The organism is Xanthomonas cissicola, from assembly GCF_008801575.1.
Taxonomy (GTDB): Bacteria; Pseudomonadota; Gammaproteobacteria; order Xanthomonadales; family Xanthomonadaceae; genus Xanthomonas; species Xanthomonas cissicola.
The window spans coordinates 1-16560 of record NZ_VZPL01000080.1 but is presented as its reverse complement, the minus strand read 5'-3'; the positions used below and the strand labels follow the sequence as shown (position 1 = coordinate 16560).

Annotated in this window: 6 protein-coding genes and 2 pseudogenes; 4 read left to right on the top strand and 4 right to left on the bottom strand. The window is 64.8% G+C overall.

All coding sequences use genetic code 11. From position 1 onward, the window contains the following. Positions 1-106, top strand: a pseudogene (locus F7R02_RS21485) (IS5/IS1182 family transposase); the annotation flags it as partial. Positions 107-195: 89 nt separating this feature from the next. Here F7R02_RS21485 and F7R02_RS27265 read toward each other — a convergent pair. After that, positions 196-318, bottom strand: coding sequence for a hypothetical protein (locus F7R02_RS27265; protein WP_268892711.1), 123 nt, complete (start codon positions 316-318; stop codon positions 196-198). On the opposite strand from F7R02_RS27265, the gene F7R02_RS21480 reads away from it, so the two are divergent. After that, positions 311-1900 (top strand): peptidase domain-containing ABC transporter, encoded by a 1590-nt coding sequence (locus F7R02_RS21480; protein WP_235900965.1) that lies wholly within the window; start codon positions 311-313, stop codon positions 1898-1900. The two genes, F7R02_RS27265 and F7R02_RS21480, sit on opposite strands and share 8 nt — an antisense overlap. 277 nt (positions 1901-2177) lie before the next feature. Here F7R02_RS21480 and glyS read toward each other — a convergent pair whose 3' ends face one another. Then, the gene (gene glyS / locus F7R02_RS21475; RefSeq protein ID WP_078588972.1) at positions 2178-4409 is read right to left on the bottom strand and encodes a glycine--tRNA ligase subunit beta; all 2232 of its coding nucleotides are present in this window, start codon (positions 4407-4409) and stop codon (positions 2178-2180) included. 201 nt (positions 4410-4610) lie between these two features. Next, the gene (gene glyQ / locus F7R02_RS21470; protein ID WP_003484954.1) at positions 4611-5519 is read right to left on the bottom strand and encodes a glycine--tRNA ligase subunit alpha; all 909 of its coding nucleotides are present in this window, start codon (positions 5517-5519) and stop codon (positions 4611-4613) included. A gap of 90 nt (positions 5520-5609) precedes the next feature. On the opposite strand from glyQ, the gene F7R02_RS21465 reads away from it, so the two are divergent. Then, the gene (locus F7R02_RS21465) at positions 5610-7424 is read left to right on the top strand and encodes a GspE/PulE family protein (protein WP_078588974.1); all 1815 of its coding nucleotides are present in this window, start codon (positions 5610-5612) and stop codon (positions 7422-7424) included. 387 nt (positions 7425-7811) lie between these two features. Here F7R02_RS21465 and xopAD read toward each other — a convergent pair whose 3' ends face one another. Next, positions 7812-16337, bottom strand: coding sequence for a XopAD/skwp family type III secretion system effector (gene xopAD, locus F7R02_RS21460; RefSeq protein WP_151210193.1), 8526 nt, complete (start codon positions 16335-16337; stop codon positions 7812-7814). 133 nt (positions 16338-16470) lie between these two features. Here xopAD and F7R02_RS21455 point away from each other — a divergent pair. Further along, positions 16471-16560: pseudogene (locus F7R02_RS21455) on the top strand (IS5/IS1182 family transposase); the annotation flags it as partial.

Genomic DNA, 16560 nt, shown 5'->3' with positions numbered 1-16560 from the left:
CGGCCTGGCCAAAAACACCGCACACGTGCTGACCTTGTTTGCGCTCTCCAATCTGTGGATGAAGCGAAAGCAGTTGCTGCCGGCTATGGGGAGCGTGCGCCTGTAAACCAGGAAATTCCCACGGAAAGCGCCAGAAATGGCGAAATTCCAAAGATTCAAACGCCACTCTTCGGAACGACGCGACATCCCGCACTCTCAGGCCTCGTTATTCAGACCTTCCTTAGAGCCCAGCGCGTCATTCAGGCGGGCAAGCAAGTCACCTACCGTGCCACTGTCTGCATTGACCGGGCGGATCAGCGGATTGAAGAGGGTGCTCATCCAGATCTTCGCACTCGCATTGGCGATCGAGGCGCTAGGTCTATCTATACCGCTCCAGGCCCAGTGGGCAGTCGACCAGATCTCAGAGTCCAACGGCAAGGTCATACTCACAGTTGCAGCAATTTTCTCGCTGGTGGTCATCATCCAGGCAGGTCTGAATTTAGCGAGGGCTTGGTTGATTAGCTGGCTAGGGGCCAACATCAGCACCCAGTGGGTCATTAATATCTTCAGCCATCTCATGCGCCTGCCACTGGACTTTTTCGAGAAGCGCCACCTGGGAGACATCATGTCCCGATTCGGATCCATTCACTGGATCCAGGCGATCTTGACGGGTAGTTTCGTCACCGCACTGCTAGACGGCCTGACAGGCAGCCTAGCTTTAGTATTGCTATTTATCTACAGCACGGGTATGGCGACCGTCGCGGTGGCCGTGGCCACCCTCTATGCCTTGGGTCGCTTCCTCATGTTCGGTGCACTCTGGCGTGCAAGTGAACAGAGCATGGTGTTCGATGCACGACAGCAATCGGAGTTGATGGAGTCGGTACGGGGCATCCAGGCAATCAAGTTGGCAAACCGCCAGCTCGAACGCCGCGCCCGCTTGGCAAATGCTACGCTGGAGGCAGCCAAGCGTGGAATTACCGCGGAGCGGATCAAGCTGGGCTTTGGAGCCGCCAGCCAGGGCATCTTCGGGCTGCAGCGAGTTTTCTTGCTTTCAGCAGGCGCCTACTTGATCTCACGCAACGCGATGACAGCCGGCATGATGGTTGCCGCACTGTCTTATGCGGACCAGTTTTCTATTCGTGTGGGCTCCCTCATCGATAACGCGGTCGAGCTGAAGATGCTTGGACTCCACCTCAATCGTCTTGCCGATATCACCACTGCGGACGAAGAGCCTGCGCGCGGGCGCCTGGAAGGCGCCCTCCGGTCCGCACCGGAGGTGCAGGTGAAGGGGCTGGGATATCGCTACTCCGAATGGGAACCGTGGATCTTCAGGAACTTGAGCTTCACCATAGCACCTGGCCAGTCTGTTGCCTTGGTCGGTCCAAGCGGATGTGGCAAGACCACGCTTGCCAAAATCGTCCTTGGCCTGATTGCGCCGCAGGAAGGAGAAGTGACAGTAACCGACCAGCCCAGCCCTGTGTGTCGCAGCGCAATCCCCGCCGAGGGAATGGCGGCAGTGATGCAGGATGATTGCTTATTCTCTGGGACAATCGCCGACAACGTGGCGTTCTTCGACAGCTCGGCGGAGCTGTCGAAGATCGAAGCGGCAGCGCGTGCTGCTGGTATCCACGATGACATAGTTAAGATGCCAATGGGCTACGAAACCCTGGTCGGCGATATGGGCTCGACTTTGTCCGGTGGACAGAAGCAAAGGATCCTACTGGCGAGGGCACTATACACGCAGCCTAAGATCCTCGTGCTCGATGAAGCGACCAGCCATCTGGATAGCAAGAACGAAAAAGTTGTCAACGACGCAGTTATGGATCTGGAGATCACCAGGATCATCATCGCTCATCGCGAGCAGACCATTGCGATGGCGGACCGCGTGTTCGATCTTTCCAGGCAAACTTGGATCCGATGAGCGATCAGTGACTGCGTGGACGACGGACTCATGGCTTGCGCTCGGTTGAAGAGCCCAACGTGCCGATCGCCGACTACACCTACAGTAGTACCAGCATCCAGGGCCGCTGGTACGGCACCTCAGAGCTGTAGTCGGTCACTGCCAAATACTGGCGTTATGGCGTAGTTAATTGCAGCCTCCAGCAGCGCCTGCAATGCAGATGCTGCCTCGCCCAGATCGCGCCGCGCCAACGCGGTCTGGGCGGTCTGCCAGTGCAGCGCGCCCGCCGAGCTGGACATCAGCTGGACAGATGCTCGATGGCGGCAACGCTGCCGAGGCGGTCGCCGAGCTTCTTCAACAATGCGAGCCGGTTGGCGCGCAGCTGCGGGTCTTCAGCATTGACCATCACGCCGTCGAAGAACGCATCCACCTGTGGGCGCAGGCGCGCCAGGCGTGCGAGCACGGCAACGTAGTCGTGACGATGCAAGGCATCGCCTGTATCGCCGATGGCCGCTTCCACCGCTTCGGCCAGCGCTTCCTCGGCCGGCTCGCGCAGCAGGCTGGTATCGATATCGCCGGGGATCTCGCCTTCGACCTTGCGCAGGATATTGCGGATGCGCTTGTTGGCCGCAGCCAACGCCTCGGCTTCGGGCAGCGTGGCGAAGATGCCGATGGCATCGATGCGGCGGTCGAAGTCGTAGAGGGAGCCGGGGGTCGCGCCCGGGTGCGCTCCTACGCTGGTCGGTGTCGGCACGGCCTCGGACGTGACCGAGAACAATGCGGCGACTGCGTTGAAATGCGTGGCCGGTACGCCCTTGTCGGCGTAGTAGCCGCGTAGGCGGTCGAGGATGAAATCAAAGAGCTCAGTCAATTCTTCCAAATGCAGCGATCTCTGATTCGCATGTGACGTGGGGGCATCTACACCTGACGCACGTGCTTTGTCCGCCACATCCTTTTTCTGCCGCAGCACAACCTCAGACATCGACTGTTTTGCAGCGCTGTAGGCGTGATACAGCAAATCCTTCAAATCCAGATCAAATCCCGACTCAATTACCGTCCGCGCCAACCCCAACGCATTGCGCCGCAGCGCAAACGGATCCTTGTTGCCGGTCGGCTTCAACCCGGCCGCAAACCCACCGGCCAACGTATCCAGGCGTTCGGCAATCGCCAGCACCTTGCCCAGCGGCGACAACGCGATGTCGTCGCCGGCAAAACGCGGTTGGTAGGCCTCGTCGATGGCCAGCGCAATCTCGCTGGGTTCACCGGCGGCCTTGGCGTAATGGCGGCCGGCAATGCCCTGCAATTCCGGGAATTCGTTGACCATGCGCGATTGCAGGTCGTTCTTGGCCAACGCTGCAGCGCGGCGTGCCTGCAGCGGGTCGGCGCCCACCTGCGGGGCGATGACTTCTGCCAGCGCCGCCACGCGTGCGACCTTGTCGGCCACCGTGCCCAGCTTGGCCTGGTAGGTCACGCTGGCAAGCCCCGCGCCCATCGCCTCCAAGCCTTGCTTCAGGTCTTCATCGAAGAAGAACTTGGCGTCGGCAAAGCGCGGACGGATGACGCGCTCGTAGCCTTTGGCGACTTCGGCCACGTCCTTGGATTGGATATTGGCGATGCCGATAAACTGCTCGGTCAAGGTGCCGCCGTCATCCAGCACCGGGAAGAATTTCTGGTTGATCTCCATGGTTTCGATCAATGCTTCCTGCGGCACCGCCAGGAAGTCGCGTTCGAAACTGCACAGCACCGCCGCCGGCCATTCGACCAGGTTGACCACCTGCTCCAGGTTGTCGTCGCCGATGCGTGCGCTGCCGCCGGCCTGCCGGGCCGCCGCCTGCACTTCGTCGACGATGCGGGCACGGCGCGCGTCCGGATCCACCAGCACATGCGCCGCACGCAGCGCATCGACGTAGTCGCCGGGCGCCGCCAGCGACACCGCGCCTTCATGCATGAAGCGGTGCCCGCGCGTGATGCGGTCGCCGCGCACGCCCAGCAACTCGGCCGGAATTACCGCGGTGCCGAACAGCAGCACCAACCATTGCACCGGCCGTGCGAAGGCGTATTCGTGCGCGCCCCAGCGCATCGGCTTGGGGATGGGCATCGCGGCAATGGCCTCGCGCAGGATCTCCGGCAACAAGTCGGCCGTGCGCGCGCCCGGCGTCACTGCGCGATGCACGAAACGCTCGCCCTTGGCGTCGCTGGTGCGTTCCAGCGCGGTCCAGTCGATGCCGGCCTTGGCGGCGAAACCGGCCAGCGCCTTGGTCGGCTGACCCTGCGCATCCAGCGCGATGTTGAGATACGGCCCCAGCACTTCGGAGCGCTGCTCCGGCTGCTCGGTGGCCACGCCCGGCAGCAGCACCGCCAGGCGACGCGGGGTGGACAGCGGTTTGGCATCGCCACGGGCGACGGCAATGCCGCGCTTTTCCAGACCGCTCAGCACGCCATCGAAGAGGGCCTGCGCCAGACCCGGCAGCGCCTTGACCGGCAGCTCTTCGGTGCCCAGTTCGATCAGCAGGGGAAGTTGTTCGCTCATGTCAGATGGACCTTGCTTGTTCCTTCTGCCGTCAACGGGCGAAGGTGACTGGAGGATGTGCTTCTCCCGCTGGCGGGAGAAGGTGGCGCGCAGCGCCGGATGAGGGTCGTGGCAGGTGGGATGGCGTACTGCCCCCATCCGCCCTTCGGGCACCTTCCCCCGCGAGCGAGGGAAGGGAACTGCATCAGCAAGTCGCCGGCATCAGCGTTTGACGCCGGGAAAGCCGAGCTTCTCGCGCTGGGCGTAGTACGCCTGCGCCACGCCCTGGGCCAGCGCGCGCACGCGCAGGATGTAGCGCTGGCGTTCGGTGACGCTGATCGCGCGGCGCGCATCCAGCAAGTTGAAGGCGTGGCTGGCCTTGGTGACCTGCTCGTACGCCGGTAGCGGCAGGCCGACCTCGACCAGGTGCCTGGCTTCGGCTTCGCAGGCGTCGAAGCGATGGAACAGCTCGGCCACATTGGCGTGTTCGAAGTTGTAGGTGCTCTGCTCCACCTCGTTCTGGTGGTACACATCGCCGTAGGTCACCGCAGCCCCGTCCGGGCCGTAGGTCCACACCAGTTCATAGACGTTGTCGCAGCTCTGCAGATACATGCACAGCCGTTCCAGACCGTAGGTGATCTCGCCCAGCACCGGTTTGCACTCCAGTCCGCCGGCCTGCTGGAAGTAGGTGAACTGGGTGACTTCCATGCCATTGAGCCAGACTTCCCAGCCCAGGCCCCAGGCGCCGAGCGTGGGCGATTCCCAGTTGTCTTCGACAAAACGCAGGTCGTGCACCAACGGGTCGATGCCCAGCGCCTGCAACGAGCCCAGATACAGGTCCTGGATGTTGTCCGGATTGGGCTTCATCGCCACCTGGTACTGGTAATAACGCTGCAGGCGATTGGGATTTTCGCCATAGCGGCCATCGGTGGGACGGCGCGAAGGCTGCACATAGGCCGCATTCCACGGCTCGGGCCCCAGCGCGCGCAGGAAGGTGGCCGGATGGAACGTGCCCGCGCCCACTTCCAGGTCCAGCGGCTGGATCAGCACGCAGCCTTGTTCGGCCCAGTACTGGTTGAGGGTCTGGATCAGGCCCTGGAAAGTGATTGGAACGCGCCGGGAATCGGACATGCAGCAAAGGCCGTACGGAAGGGGTGCGCTAGTATACCGGCCGACCCGCGGCGCTTTGCCGCGCAGCACCGCTGCTGGGGAAGAACACGCATGGAACAGCGGCGCACCGCCGATCCGGATAACGCTGTGGCATTGCTGCCGCGCGGGCGGCTGATGTTCGACCCGGTGGCCGCGGCTCTGCTGGCCGACGGCATGGTGGTACCGCACGAACACGAGCGCGTGCAGTTCTCCGCCAGCGGCGCGCGCACCGCCAGCGATGTGCATCCGCTGGTGCTGCTGGCCAATCTGAAGTTGCACGCCGCGCAGCCGCCGGCCGGCGAGCTGGGCCTGGAACGGCTCACCGAATGGCTGGCCACCCGCACCGGGCTGCGCTATCTGCGCATCGATCCCACCCGCATTGATGTGGCCGCGGTCACCGGCGTGGTCTCGCATGCGTATGCGCGCAGGCACCGCATCCTGCCGCTGGCGCTGGATGCCGAGCGCGTGCTGATCGCCACCAGCGAGCCGTTGGCGCTGGACTGGCTGGCCGACGTGCAACACTTGAGCCGGCGCCGCATCGAGCTGGCGCTGATCAACCCGCTGGACCTGCATCGCTACACGATGGAGTTCTTCGGCGTCACCCAGTCGGTGCGCGGCGCGCGCAGCGATGCGCGCAGCACCGAACCCAACGCCGGCCTGCCCAGTTTCGAGCAGCTGGTGGAACTGGGCCGCGCCGGCGACGTCAATGCCGACGACCACCACATCGTGCATATCGTCGACTGGCTGCTGCAGTACGCCTACGAACAGCGGGCGAGCGACATCCATCTGGAGCCGCGTCGCGAGGCCGGGCGCATGCGCTTCCGCATCGATGGCGTGCTGCACAAGGTGCTGGAAGTGCCGCCCTCGGTGATGACCGCCGTGGTCAGCCGCATCAAGGTGCTCGGGCGCATGGATCTGGCCGAACGCCGCCGCCCGCAGGATGGCCGCATCAAGACCCGCTCGCCGGGTGGGCGCGAGGTGGAAATGCGGCTGTCCACGATGCCCACCGCCTTCGGCGAGAAGTGCGTGATGCGCATCTTCGACCCGGATTCGGCGTTCAAGAGCATCGAGCAGCTGGGTTTCAGCCCCGAAGAAGCCACCGGCTGGAGCGCGCTGGTCGAGCGCCCGCACGGCATCGTGCTGGTTACCGGCCCCACCGGCTCGGGCAAGACCACCACGCTGTATTCCACGCTCAAACGCCTGGCCACGCCGGATGTGAACGTGTGCAGCGTGGAAGACCCGATCGAGATGATCGCGCCGGAATTCAACCAGATGCAGGTGCAGCAGAACATCGACCTGGATTTCGCCAGCGGCGTGCGCACGCTGCTGCGCCAGGACCCGGACATCATCATGATCGGCGAGATCCGCGACCTGGAAACCGCGCAGATGGCGGTGCAGGCTTCGCTCACCGGGCATCTGGTGCTGTCCACGCTGCACACCAACGATGCCGCCTCGGCAATCACCCGCCTGCTCGACCTGGGCGTGCCGCATTACCTGGTGGCCTCCACCCTCAACGGCGTGCTGGCGCAGCGGCTGGTGCGCACGCTGTGCGTGCATTGCAAGCGCCCGCACACGCTCAACGACGCCGACTGGGCGGCCATCCGCGAGCCAGGCGAGGCGCTGCCGGAACCGCTCAACGTGCACGCCCCGGTCGGTTGCCTGGAATGCCGCCGCACCGGTTACCTGGGCCGGGTGGGCCTGTACGAACTGCTGCCGGTCACCCCGCGCCTGCGTACCCTCATCCGCCCCGACACCGAACTTGCCAGCTTCAGCCAGGCTGCCCGCGGCGAAGGCATGCGCACGCTGCGCCGCACCGGCCTGGAGAAGGTCGCCGCAGGGTTGACCACCATCGAAGAAGTGCTGTCGGTGTTGCCGCCGCGGGAGTAGACGCGTCCTACGTCCTGGCGACCACGCCGCTTGCGCGTGCGTGATTGGTCGACGCCGCGAGGCGTCGATGGCCGGCAGGGGTCGGTTAAAAACGTCTGTGCTGACAACAGGACCGATCCCTGCCGGTTGCTCGTGTTCGCTCAGGCACACGGTTGCGTGGCATGCACGCAGCAAGACCTCCAGTTAGCACGCCATTCTTCCAACACGTCGCGGTCGATCGCCATGACGACGATCGACGCGTTCGCCCGCGCCTGCGAGCCGCACGCGCGTGATTCCCGCACCAGTGCAACTCGGCGCGCATGCCTTCAGGGTGGAGCTGTCGTCCGGCTCACAGTTCAACCTTCCTGATCGCCGCAGTTTGCCGACGTCTTGAGCCGTTGATGGAGCTCATTCGCGATCCCCCAGACGCTCGATGCGGGCGGGCTCGCTCACCCTGGCGATCATCTCGTGCATCGCCTGTCTGTGCCCTGCGATTTCCTGCGTCAGTTTTGCCTGCCTGACCGGATCGGGCCGAGGTTTTTGCCGCTCCTTGTCCAGGCGTGTCTGCGCCAACTGCATCCGCTTGTACGACAGATGCATTTGCGCCTTGGCGTTGAAGCTCTCGGCCGTGTGGAACTGCACTTCAAACGCGTAGCCCTCGGCATCGGTGAAGCTGGCATTGATGCCCCGGTAGGTGCCGTCTCCCGAGATGAAGTAATTCTTCAGCTTCACGCACGTCATCCCTTGCCAACGCAGTGCGTCCTGAGCCGCCTGCACCTTCGCCACGAAACCCTCGGACGGCAACTCAAGCGCATAGCGCAGCGCATCGCCCACGCTCTGGGTGGCTTGTTCTGCGGTCATGCCGGCGCGCAGATGGCGCCGGATCTTGTCCTTGATCGAGGCGACCGATTTCTGGAACGGGGCCTGTTGCACCTGCTCGATCCGGCCCTGCCTGGCGTCGTAGCGCACGTTGCCCCAGAGCCGCGCGCCCAAGCCTTCGGCCAGCGTGTTGAGCACCGGCGTCAGCGATGCTTGCTTGCCTTTGGCGGCATTGAACACGCGGTGTGCCTGCGATGCGTCCGCATTGACGGGAGTCTGCTCGGAGCCGGGCGTCGGCGTCGCACTTGCCAATGCCGGCACGGTCTCTTCCTGCCAGTCGTCGATCTCCTCGCACCCCGGCGGCGAGGCCACGCGCTTGAAGGCCTCCAGCGCAGGCGCCTGCAGCTTGCGCTGCTCGACCCGTGAGGCACCGCCAACCGCCAGCGCATGGGCGTGCTTGTACAGATCGTGGAAGCGCTCCTTGAGCGCGAAGGTCTCCGGCGTGTGGAACTGGATCTCCCACAGCGCACCGGCAGGGCTGCGCAGCGTGACATTGATGGCCTTGAAGGAGGGCGGGTACGCGGTGAATTGATTGGTCAGCTTGACCCGTGCATGGCCCTGATCGTCCAGTGCGGCCAGCACGGCGCGCAGGCCGGCGGTAAAGTCCTGCGGTTCCAGCACCACGCTGTAGCGCAGCGCGTCGTTGACGCCGGCTGCCGCCTCTTCCAACGACTGCTTCTTCAACACCACCCGCTGCATGAGTTTTTCCTGCAACGAGCTGTATGACTTCAGTTGGTGCTGCGTGCCGGCCAGTTGCCCACCATGGCGCCCGGCAATGTTCTGCAGCATGTCGGTGACCTGCGGCTCCATCTGGCGAGCGCGCCTGAGCAAGGCCTGTGCCTCCACCGCAATGTCCTGCGGCTGCACGGCGCGCAGCCGCTCGGCCGGCGGCTGCGGCCGGTCGATCCAGCCGGCCTGCTGAAGCGCCTCAAGCGCGTCTTCCATGACCCCAGCGGCCATCGACGGCATGCGCTGCAGCAGCAGCCTGGCCTGTTCGGGATCGAAGCGCCCATCCTGCATGGCCCGGGCGGTGGCCCTGCTGTAGGGCACGCTGCGGACCCGCTCGGCAAAGTTCCGCTCGGACCGTTCGCAGGCCTCCACGATCTTGGCGAACAGTGCCGTGCCAGTGTCGGACTTCAGCGCATCGGTGCCGACCTTGATCGCGATGGTGAACAGGTTGCGCATGGTCAGTTCCGGCTCGCCGGGGACGAGCCCGGGTTGCCCGTCCGGGAACTGCGCATGCGACAGCCGGCACACCGGGTAGTTGTCCAGGATGGCGTGGATGCGCGCCTCCACGCCAGAGGCGGACTCGTAGGCCTTGGCCAAACCGGGAAACGCCTCGGCCAGGGCCTCGGGCAACGCCGGCGCGGCGCTGTCGGCGGCCGGGTCCGCCTCAAGCGCAAGCAGCTGTGCGTGCAGCAAAGCGGCAGCTTCCCGCGCCAAGGGCAGGTGGGCGCGTTCGATCGCCTCGCGTGCCTGCACGCGCAGCGTGGCCAACACCACCGGATCGCGGACCGGCTCTTCGAGCAGCTCGCGCAAACCGTTGCGCAACTCGCGCTCGATGCCATCGTAGGTGCCGAACATCATCTCGCGCGCCATCGCTTCGCGCAGCGCGTCCGGTTGCGCCAGGAAGCGCGCCGCCAGCGTGGCGGCCGCAGAGGTGATGCGCTGGCCGCGCTTGAGGGACATGATCTCCGACAGCCGCCCGGGCTGGTAGTGGCCGCTGACCGGGTCGATGGCCGGCGTGGCCGTCTTCGGCGGCTTGAAGGACTTTTGCCGACCGCGCCGGGCCTGGCGATCCATCATGACCCGCGAAATCAGCGCAGCCAGCTTGGGGTAGCCGGCGTAGATGAAGGCGTCGTCGCCGTCGGTGTCCATGTTGCGTTTGCGCAACTCGTCGATCGGCAGTGCGCCCAGGCGCCCAGGCTCCACGATGTCCTTGAGCCGCAGGCTGCCGGTGCTGAGGATGTCGCGCGGCAAGGCACCGCGGTCGCGGCCGTTCGTCCAGGACGACAGCGTCTTCAGGTCTTCCTTGGAGCAGGCCAGGTCGGTGTCGCTGAACGCGGCCGGCCATTGCTTCTCGGGCACGACAACCAGCATGCCCTTGCTGTGCAGCATCTGCGGATCGACGCCAGAGCGATCGTCGAAACCGGTGTAGCTGTACTGGATGCCGAAGCACCGCGAGAGGAACGCGGCGGTGGCGTCGCCCTGGGCCACGGTGGCGATGCGTTGCTCCGGCACCGGCAGCAGATTCTCCTTGTCGTAGGGGGGCTTGCCGAGCAGCAACGGGCCGCCGGCGACGTCGAAGGCCTGGCTGCGCTGCTGCGGCAGATGCACCTTGTCGTCGGCCGACGGCACCGCCCGCACCCGCTGACCCTGATAGCCACCGCCGATGAGCGGCCTGTACACCCACAGGGGATCATCGCCTGTCGGCTCCAGTGTCTGCAGCCGGTCCTGCAGCGCCGCGTACGCCTCTTCCAGCGCCGCCGCATCGCGCGGGTAATGCTGCAGCGCCTGCGCCGGCATCAGCGAAGGACCCTTGTCCTTGGCCACCAACTCGCGCTGCTCCTCGGTGGCCTGGTTCGCCTGCACCGCGTGCCAGGCATCGTAATGCTTGCGGAAGGCCGGAATGGACAAGGCCACCTCCAGTTTCAGGAAGCCGCAGCCATCGTTGGGGCACAACGCCAGGGCAGTGCCATCCACGGCCAACGGCTTGAACGGATGCGCAGGGCCATCAACGTCATCGAACACGCCCAGACGCAGCGTGCCTTCCACTACATGGTCACTGGGCACCATCTCCAGCAGCGAGCGCTGCATGCGCGACCAGTCCTCGCGTTGCGGAGCGAGCTTGGCGGCCAGCTGCATCAGGCTGCTGCCCGGGGCGGTGTCGGCATAGCGGAAGGCCGGCAACAGCGACGCCGACTCCTTGCGTCGGGACATCACCAGACTGCTGCTGCCGGATTTGCTGCGCGCCGCGCGACTGCCGCCGAACAGGTCGAAGCGCCAGGGCTCGCGGTTGTAGTTGAACGTCCGCGCGAGCATGAAGGTCGATAGGTCACCAGGCAATTGCACCTCCACCAGCGGCAGCCCGGTCAGGCGCGCAAACAGCGAGTACGGCTTGTCCGATTCGGACCGATTGGTCGACAACTCCTTGCCCACCAGATCGACCACCACATGGGTCGTGCTGCCGCGGCCCGGCGCCGGCGCCACCGGCCGACCGGGAACCGTGGACATGCTCAAGCGCCCACTGTCCAGGTCGAAGCGGGTCGGTGGATGGGCCTGGGTGATCGTCGGCGCTTCCTTGGCCATGCGCAGGTCCAGGGCGTCGAACACCTGCTCGCCGGCCTCGATCTGCGCGATCAGGTTCCAGCTCATCTCGCCCAGGTCCGCCTCGATCGCCTCGCGCGTGCGCGCCAGCGTCAGGTCCACCCACTTCACCAGCTCGTCGCGACGCTGGCGCAGTTGCTTGCGCGGGCCGTCAAGATGGCGCGCCTTCCATTGCCGGCTCACCACCGCGTAGGCCTTGAGCACCTGGTAGAAGGTCAGCGCCGGGCAGCGCGTTGCATGCTGTTCGATGCCGGCCGACGCGCGCGCGCCGTCGCCGCCCAGGTACAGGTCGATCTTGCGCGCGACGATGGGCTGCAACGTATCGAACACGCGCAATGCCTGGACCCGATGGCGGGGGGACAATTCCGGACTGCGGATCAGCGGCAACAGCCCCATGCAGAGACCGCCGATCCCCTCTAGGCTGGTCTGGCGTAATCCATCGTCCCCGATCAGTCCTGCAAGCCGCTCCAGCGCTGGCTGTCCCAGCGAACGCATCTGGCGCTGCAGCCGCGCCGATGCCAGGGCCTTGAAGAGCCCCCCGATATCGGCGGCCGAAGCGGACGCAAACCGCGCGCGGTGCACATCCAGGTGCCCGGCCATCGCCTGCAGCTTGGCGACGCCCAGGGCCCGGAACTGCTCATCATCCTCTTCGTCCAGATGCGACAGCCGGGAGATCGCGTTGGCCACCACCGCGATCCCACGCATCTCGAACTGCCGCCAGGGCAGCTCGGCCGAGCCTGCACGCTCGGCGAGCAGCACGAATGCCGACTGGCACACCGGCCTGGCGAGGCATTTGCTCAGTGCGTTGAGCGCGATGGCCACGCCTCGCGCATCCAGGGCCTTACGCAGGTCCGGCTCGTCGGCCAGCCTCGCCGCCGAGAGGTAGATGGCTGTCTCGCAAGCTGGCGTGCCCGGCCATTTGCTCAGTGCGTTGAGAACTTGGGTTACGTGGATAGGGTCGAGAGCCGTGCACAAATCCGGATCGTGGGTAAGCCGCTCGGCTAGCGCACGCGCGGCCATCTCGCAGTCCTGCATATCGGGCCATTTACTCAACGCGTTGAGTGCATTGGCCACGCCTTGCGGTTGCAAAGCCTTGCACAACTCGGAATCGTCGGCTAACCGCTTGGCCAGCGCACTGACGGCCGCCGCACAGTCCTCGTTGTCAGGCCATTTGCATAGGGCGTTGAGTACGTTGGCCATGCCGAGCGGGTCCAGCGCATTGACCAACTGGGACTCTTTGGTCAAGCGATCGGCCAGCGCACCGGCGGAGGCCGCACAGCCCTCGTTGTCGGGCCATTTGCTCAGGGCGTTGAGCGCCTGGGACAGGCTGGAAGCGTCGAGGGCCTCACACAACTCGGGCTTTTTGGCCAGCCGCTCGGCCAGCGCACCGGCGGCGGCCGCACAGTCCTCGTTGTCGGGCCACTTGCTCAGGGCGTTGAGTACGGTGGCCATGCCATGCGGGGTCAGCGCCTCGCGTAACTCGGCATCTTGGGCCAGCCGCTCGGCTAGCGCGCGAGCGACCTTCTCGCAGTCCTGCATGTTGGGCCATTTGCTCAGGGCGTTGAGCGCGCTCGTCACTGCCTGCGGCTCGAGTGCATTGCGCAAATCGGGCTCGACTGACAACCGCGCGGCCAGTGCGCTGAGGGCAGCCTCACAGATCGGCGTGTCGGGCCATCTGCTCAGGGCGCTGAGCACGCTGCCCACGCCTTGCGGGTCCAGCGCCGCGATTAACCGGGCATCATTGGCCAGCCGCCCAGCCAGCGCGCCTGCTGCCTTTGCACAGTCCTCGTTGCCGGGCCATTTGCACGACGCCTGCAGCGCCATGGCAAATTCTTGCTGATTAAGTGCATTGCGCAAATCGGGCTCGACTGCCAGCCGCGCGGCCAGCGCGCCGGCCGCCGCCGCACAGTCCCGGTTGTTGGGCCATTTGCACAAGGCGTTGAGCGCCGTGGCCACCTGCATCGCGTGGAGAGCATTGCATAGCTTGGGATCTTTGACCAGCAGCTTGGCTAGCGCACGGGCAGCCTTCTCGCAGTCCTGCGTGTCGGGCCATTTGCTCAAGGCGTTGAGTGCGATGGCCACGCCTGGCGGGTCCAGTGCCACGACTAGCCGGGCATCTTTGGCCAGCCGATTGGCCAGCGCGCCTGCGGCCTTCGCACAGTCCTCGTTGTCGGGCCATTTGCTCAAGGCGTTGAGTGCGATGGCCACGCCTGGCGGGTCCAGTGCCACGACTAACCGGGCATCTTTGGCCAGCCGATTGGCCAGCGCGCCTGCGGCCTTCGCACAGTCCTCGTTGTCGGGCCATTTGCTCAGGGCATTCAACGCGTTGACCACGTCCAATGAATTGAAGCCCTCGCGCAACAGAGGATCGTCGACTATGCGCCGGGCCAGCCTGCGGGCGGCTTTCGCACAAAGCTCGGTGTGCGGCCATTTGCTCAGGGCATTCAAGACGTTGGCCACTTCTAGTGGCTCAAGCGCATCACGCAAGTCGGGATTCTTGGCCAACCGCCCAGCCAGCGCCTCGGCGGCATTCTCGCAATCCTGCGTGCGGGGCCATTTGCTCAGAGCGTTGAGCACCACGACCACACCTTGCAGGTCCAGTTCCTTGCGCAACTTGGGCTCCTTGACCAGCCGCCCAGCCAGCGCGCCGGCGGCCTTTGCACAGTCCTCGTTGCCGGGCCATTTGCTCAAGGCTTTGAGCGAGGTGGTCACGCCTCGGAGGTCCAGCGCCTCGACTACCTGGGAATCTTTGGCCAGCCGCTCGGCCAGCGCGTCGGCGGCCTTCGCACAATTCCCGTTGTCGGGCCATTTGCTCAGCGCATGCAGTGCGATAGCCACTTCTTGCGGCCTGAGGGCATCGCGTAAATCGGGCTCGAATGCCAGCCGTTCGGCCAGCGTGTTGGCGGCGGCCGCAAAGACCTCGTCATCGGGCCATTTGCTCACGGCGTCCAGCGCTTGGATCACGTTGATCGGGTCGAAGGCTTTGCACATGTCGGGATCGTGGGCCAGCTGGCCGGCCAGCGCACTGACGGCGGCTGCACAGACCTGGTTGTCGGGCCATTTACTCAGGGCGTTGAGCGCGTTGGACAGGCCTCGCGCGTTCAGGGACTTGCATAACTCGGGGTCGTCGGCCAGCCACTCGGCCAGTGCGATGGCGGCCTCCGTACACACCGATATATCGGCCCACTTGCTCAGAGCGTTGAGCGCTTGAGTCACGTAGATGGGGTCGAGAGCCTTGCGCAAGCCGGGATCGTCCACCAACCGTTCGGCCAGCGCACTGGCGGCCGCCGCACAGACCTCGTTGTCGGCCCATTTGCTCAGGGCGTTGAGCGCATTTCCCACTTCTTGCGGCTTCAACTCCTTGCGCAATCTGGACTCGTCGGCCAACCGCTCGGCTAGCGCGCTGACGGCATTTTCGCAGTCAGGTGTGTCGGGCCATTTGCACAGGGCGTTGAGCGCGGTCGCCACGCTCTGCGCATCCATGGCGCAACGCAGGCGCTTGTCGCTGGCGAAAAGCGCGGCAAACCGGTGCGCCATCGCCTGGCAGTCCGGATTATCGAACCACTTGCTGAAAGCATTGAGCGCCAGGCTGATGTTCTGCCCGCTCAGAGACTGTCGGGCTTTGTCGTCACACAGCAGATGACGTGCCAAACGCGCCGCCGCGCGTTCACACCGGCCGCTATCGAGATTCTTTGAGAAGGCATTCAGCAGAAGAACTGACGGGTAGCCCCCCAGCCCCACCAGATCATCGGCCTGCGTGAGCTCTCCGGCGATCCACGCGATGGCCTCCATGCACGCGGGCAGGTTCTGGTGCTTGCTTAGCTTGTTGCCCACATGCGCCAGCTGCTTCAGCGATGCCCCTTCGAACCATCCGGTCCCGGAGAGGTACTGCGCCGCAAGCTCGGTGCAACGATCCAAATCGCGGGGCGTTGCCCCCCTGGTGCGCTGTGCATTGGCAACCAGCTGGAGGTACTTGTCGAGCCGACTCGCGTTGACTTGCGCATGCAAACTCTCTTCCAGGAAGGGCAACGCCATGCCGCCACGCATGCGCTGCGCCAGCTCGTTGTCATACGCCATGGACACGCATAGGCCGGCGTTGTGGTTGCGAGCGATCCCGTGGGGCTCGCTCAACTGTCGCTGCTGTTGCTGTCGCTGTGCCTGTAGCCGTTTTTTCGCCGCCCAGTCCAGCTGATGTTCGGCCCTGCGGAGATCCTCGGTCAGCCCCATGCCATGGAATGGCCGCTTTGACTGCCGAGAGGGCGCCTGCTCTTCACGCGGTCGCTTTCTGGCGGACCATTCGGACGGTTGTTCGCGCGGTCGAAGAGATGCCCTTGCCTCCACACCATGCTGCGACGATCGTTGTGGCCGATGATGCGCTGACGACGCGCCGACGTCGGCGGTCACCTTGTCCGGGTAGCGCTCGGTTTTGATGCGCTCGTTTTTTACGGCAGCCGGCTGCCACTGCCGAACGCGCCTGTCCCATGCGCCTTCGCTGGCATCGATTTCCTCTTTCTTTGAGGCGCTTGCCGTAAAGGGCTGCCTGTCGCGCGTCGAGGCCCCTGGGTCATCCGACTCTATCCTCTGCCGTTTTCTAGGCGGCCGTCCAAGCGGTTGATGCGTGCCGCTGCTGCTGGCTGCTGCCTGATCCTCCGTTAGCTCGGGCTTTTCGGCATGAGCGTAAGGCGAGTTTGTGCGGAACGCAGTTGGATGGGTGGCATGGGTTTTCATGCCCGGAAATTTAGTCAATCTGCCCGCGAGCGACTTCGTCAACACGAAGCGCCGACGACGTGTGCGACGCCGCTGCGCGTTGGGCCCATGGCCCTAAGAACCTGTTCACGATCTTCGCTGATCAGTGCAGACTATGCGGATGCGCCAAAAGACCTATCCGAGCGACATGAGCCGGGAGCAGTTCGCACACGTGCTGCCGATCCTGGAACAAGCGCGCAAGCGC

Excerpts from the sequence above, each read along its gene's own strand:
- glyQ (WP_003484954.1), bottom strand. The coding sequence starts at position 5,519 with ATGTCCGATTCCCGGCGCGTTCCAATCACTTTCCAGGGCCTGATCCAG.
- glyS (WP_078588972.1), bottom strand. The coding sequence starts at position 4,409 with ATGAGCGAACAACTTCCCCTGCTGATCGAACTGGGCACCGAAGAGCTG.
- F7R02_RS21465 (WP_078588974.1), top strand. The coding sequence starts at position 5,610 with ATGGAACAGCGGCGCACCGCCGATCCGGATAACGCTGTGGCATTGCTG.
- F7R02_RS27265 (WP_268892711.1), bottom strand. The coding sequence starts at position 318 with ATGAGCACCCTCTTCAATCCGCTGATCCGCCCGGTCAATGCAGACAGT.
- xopAD (WP_151210193.1), bottom strand. The coding sequence starts at position 16,337 with ATGAAAACCCATGCCACCCATCCAACTGCGTTCCGCACAAACTCGCCT.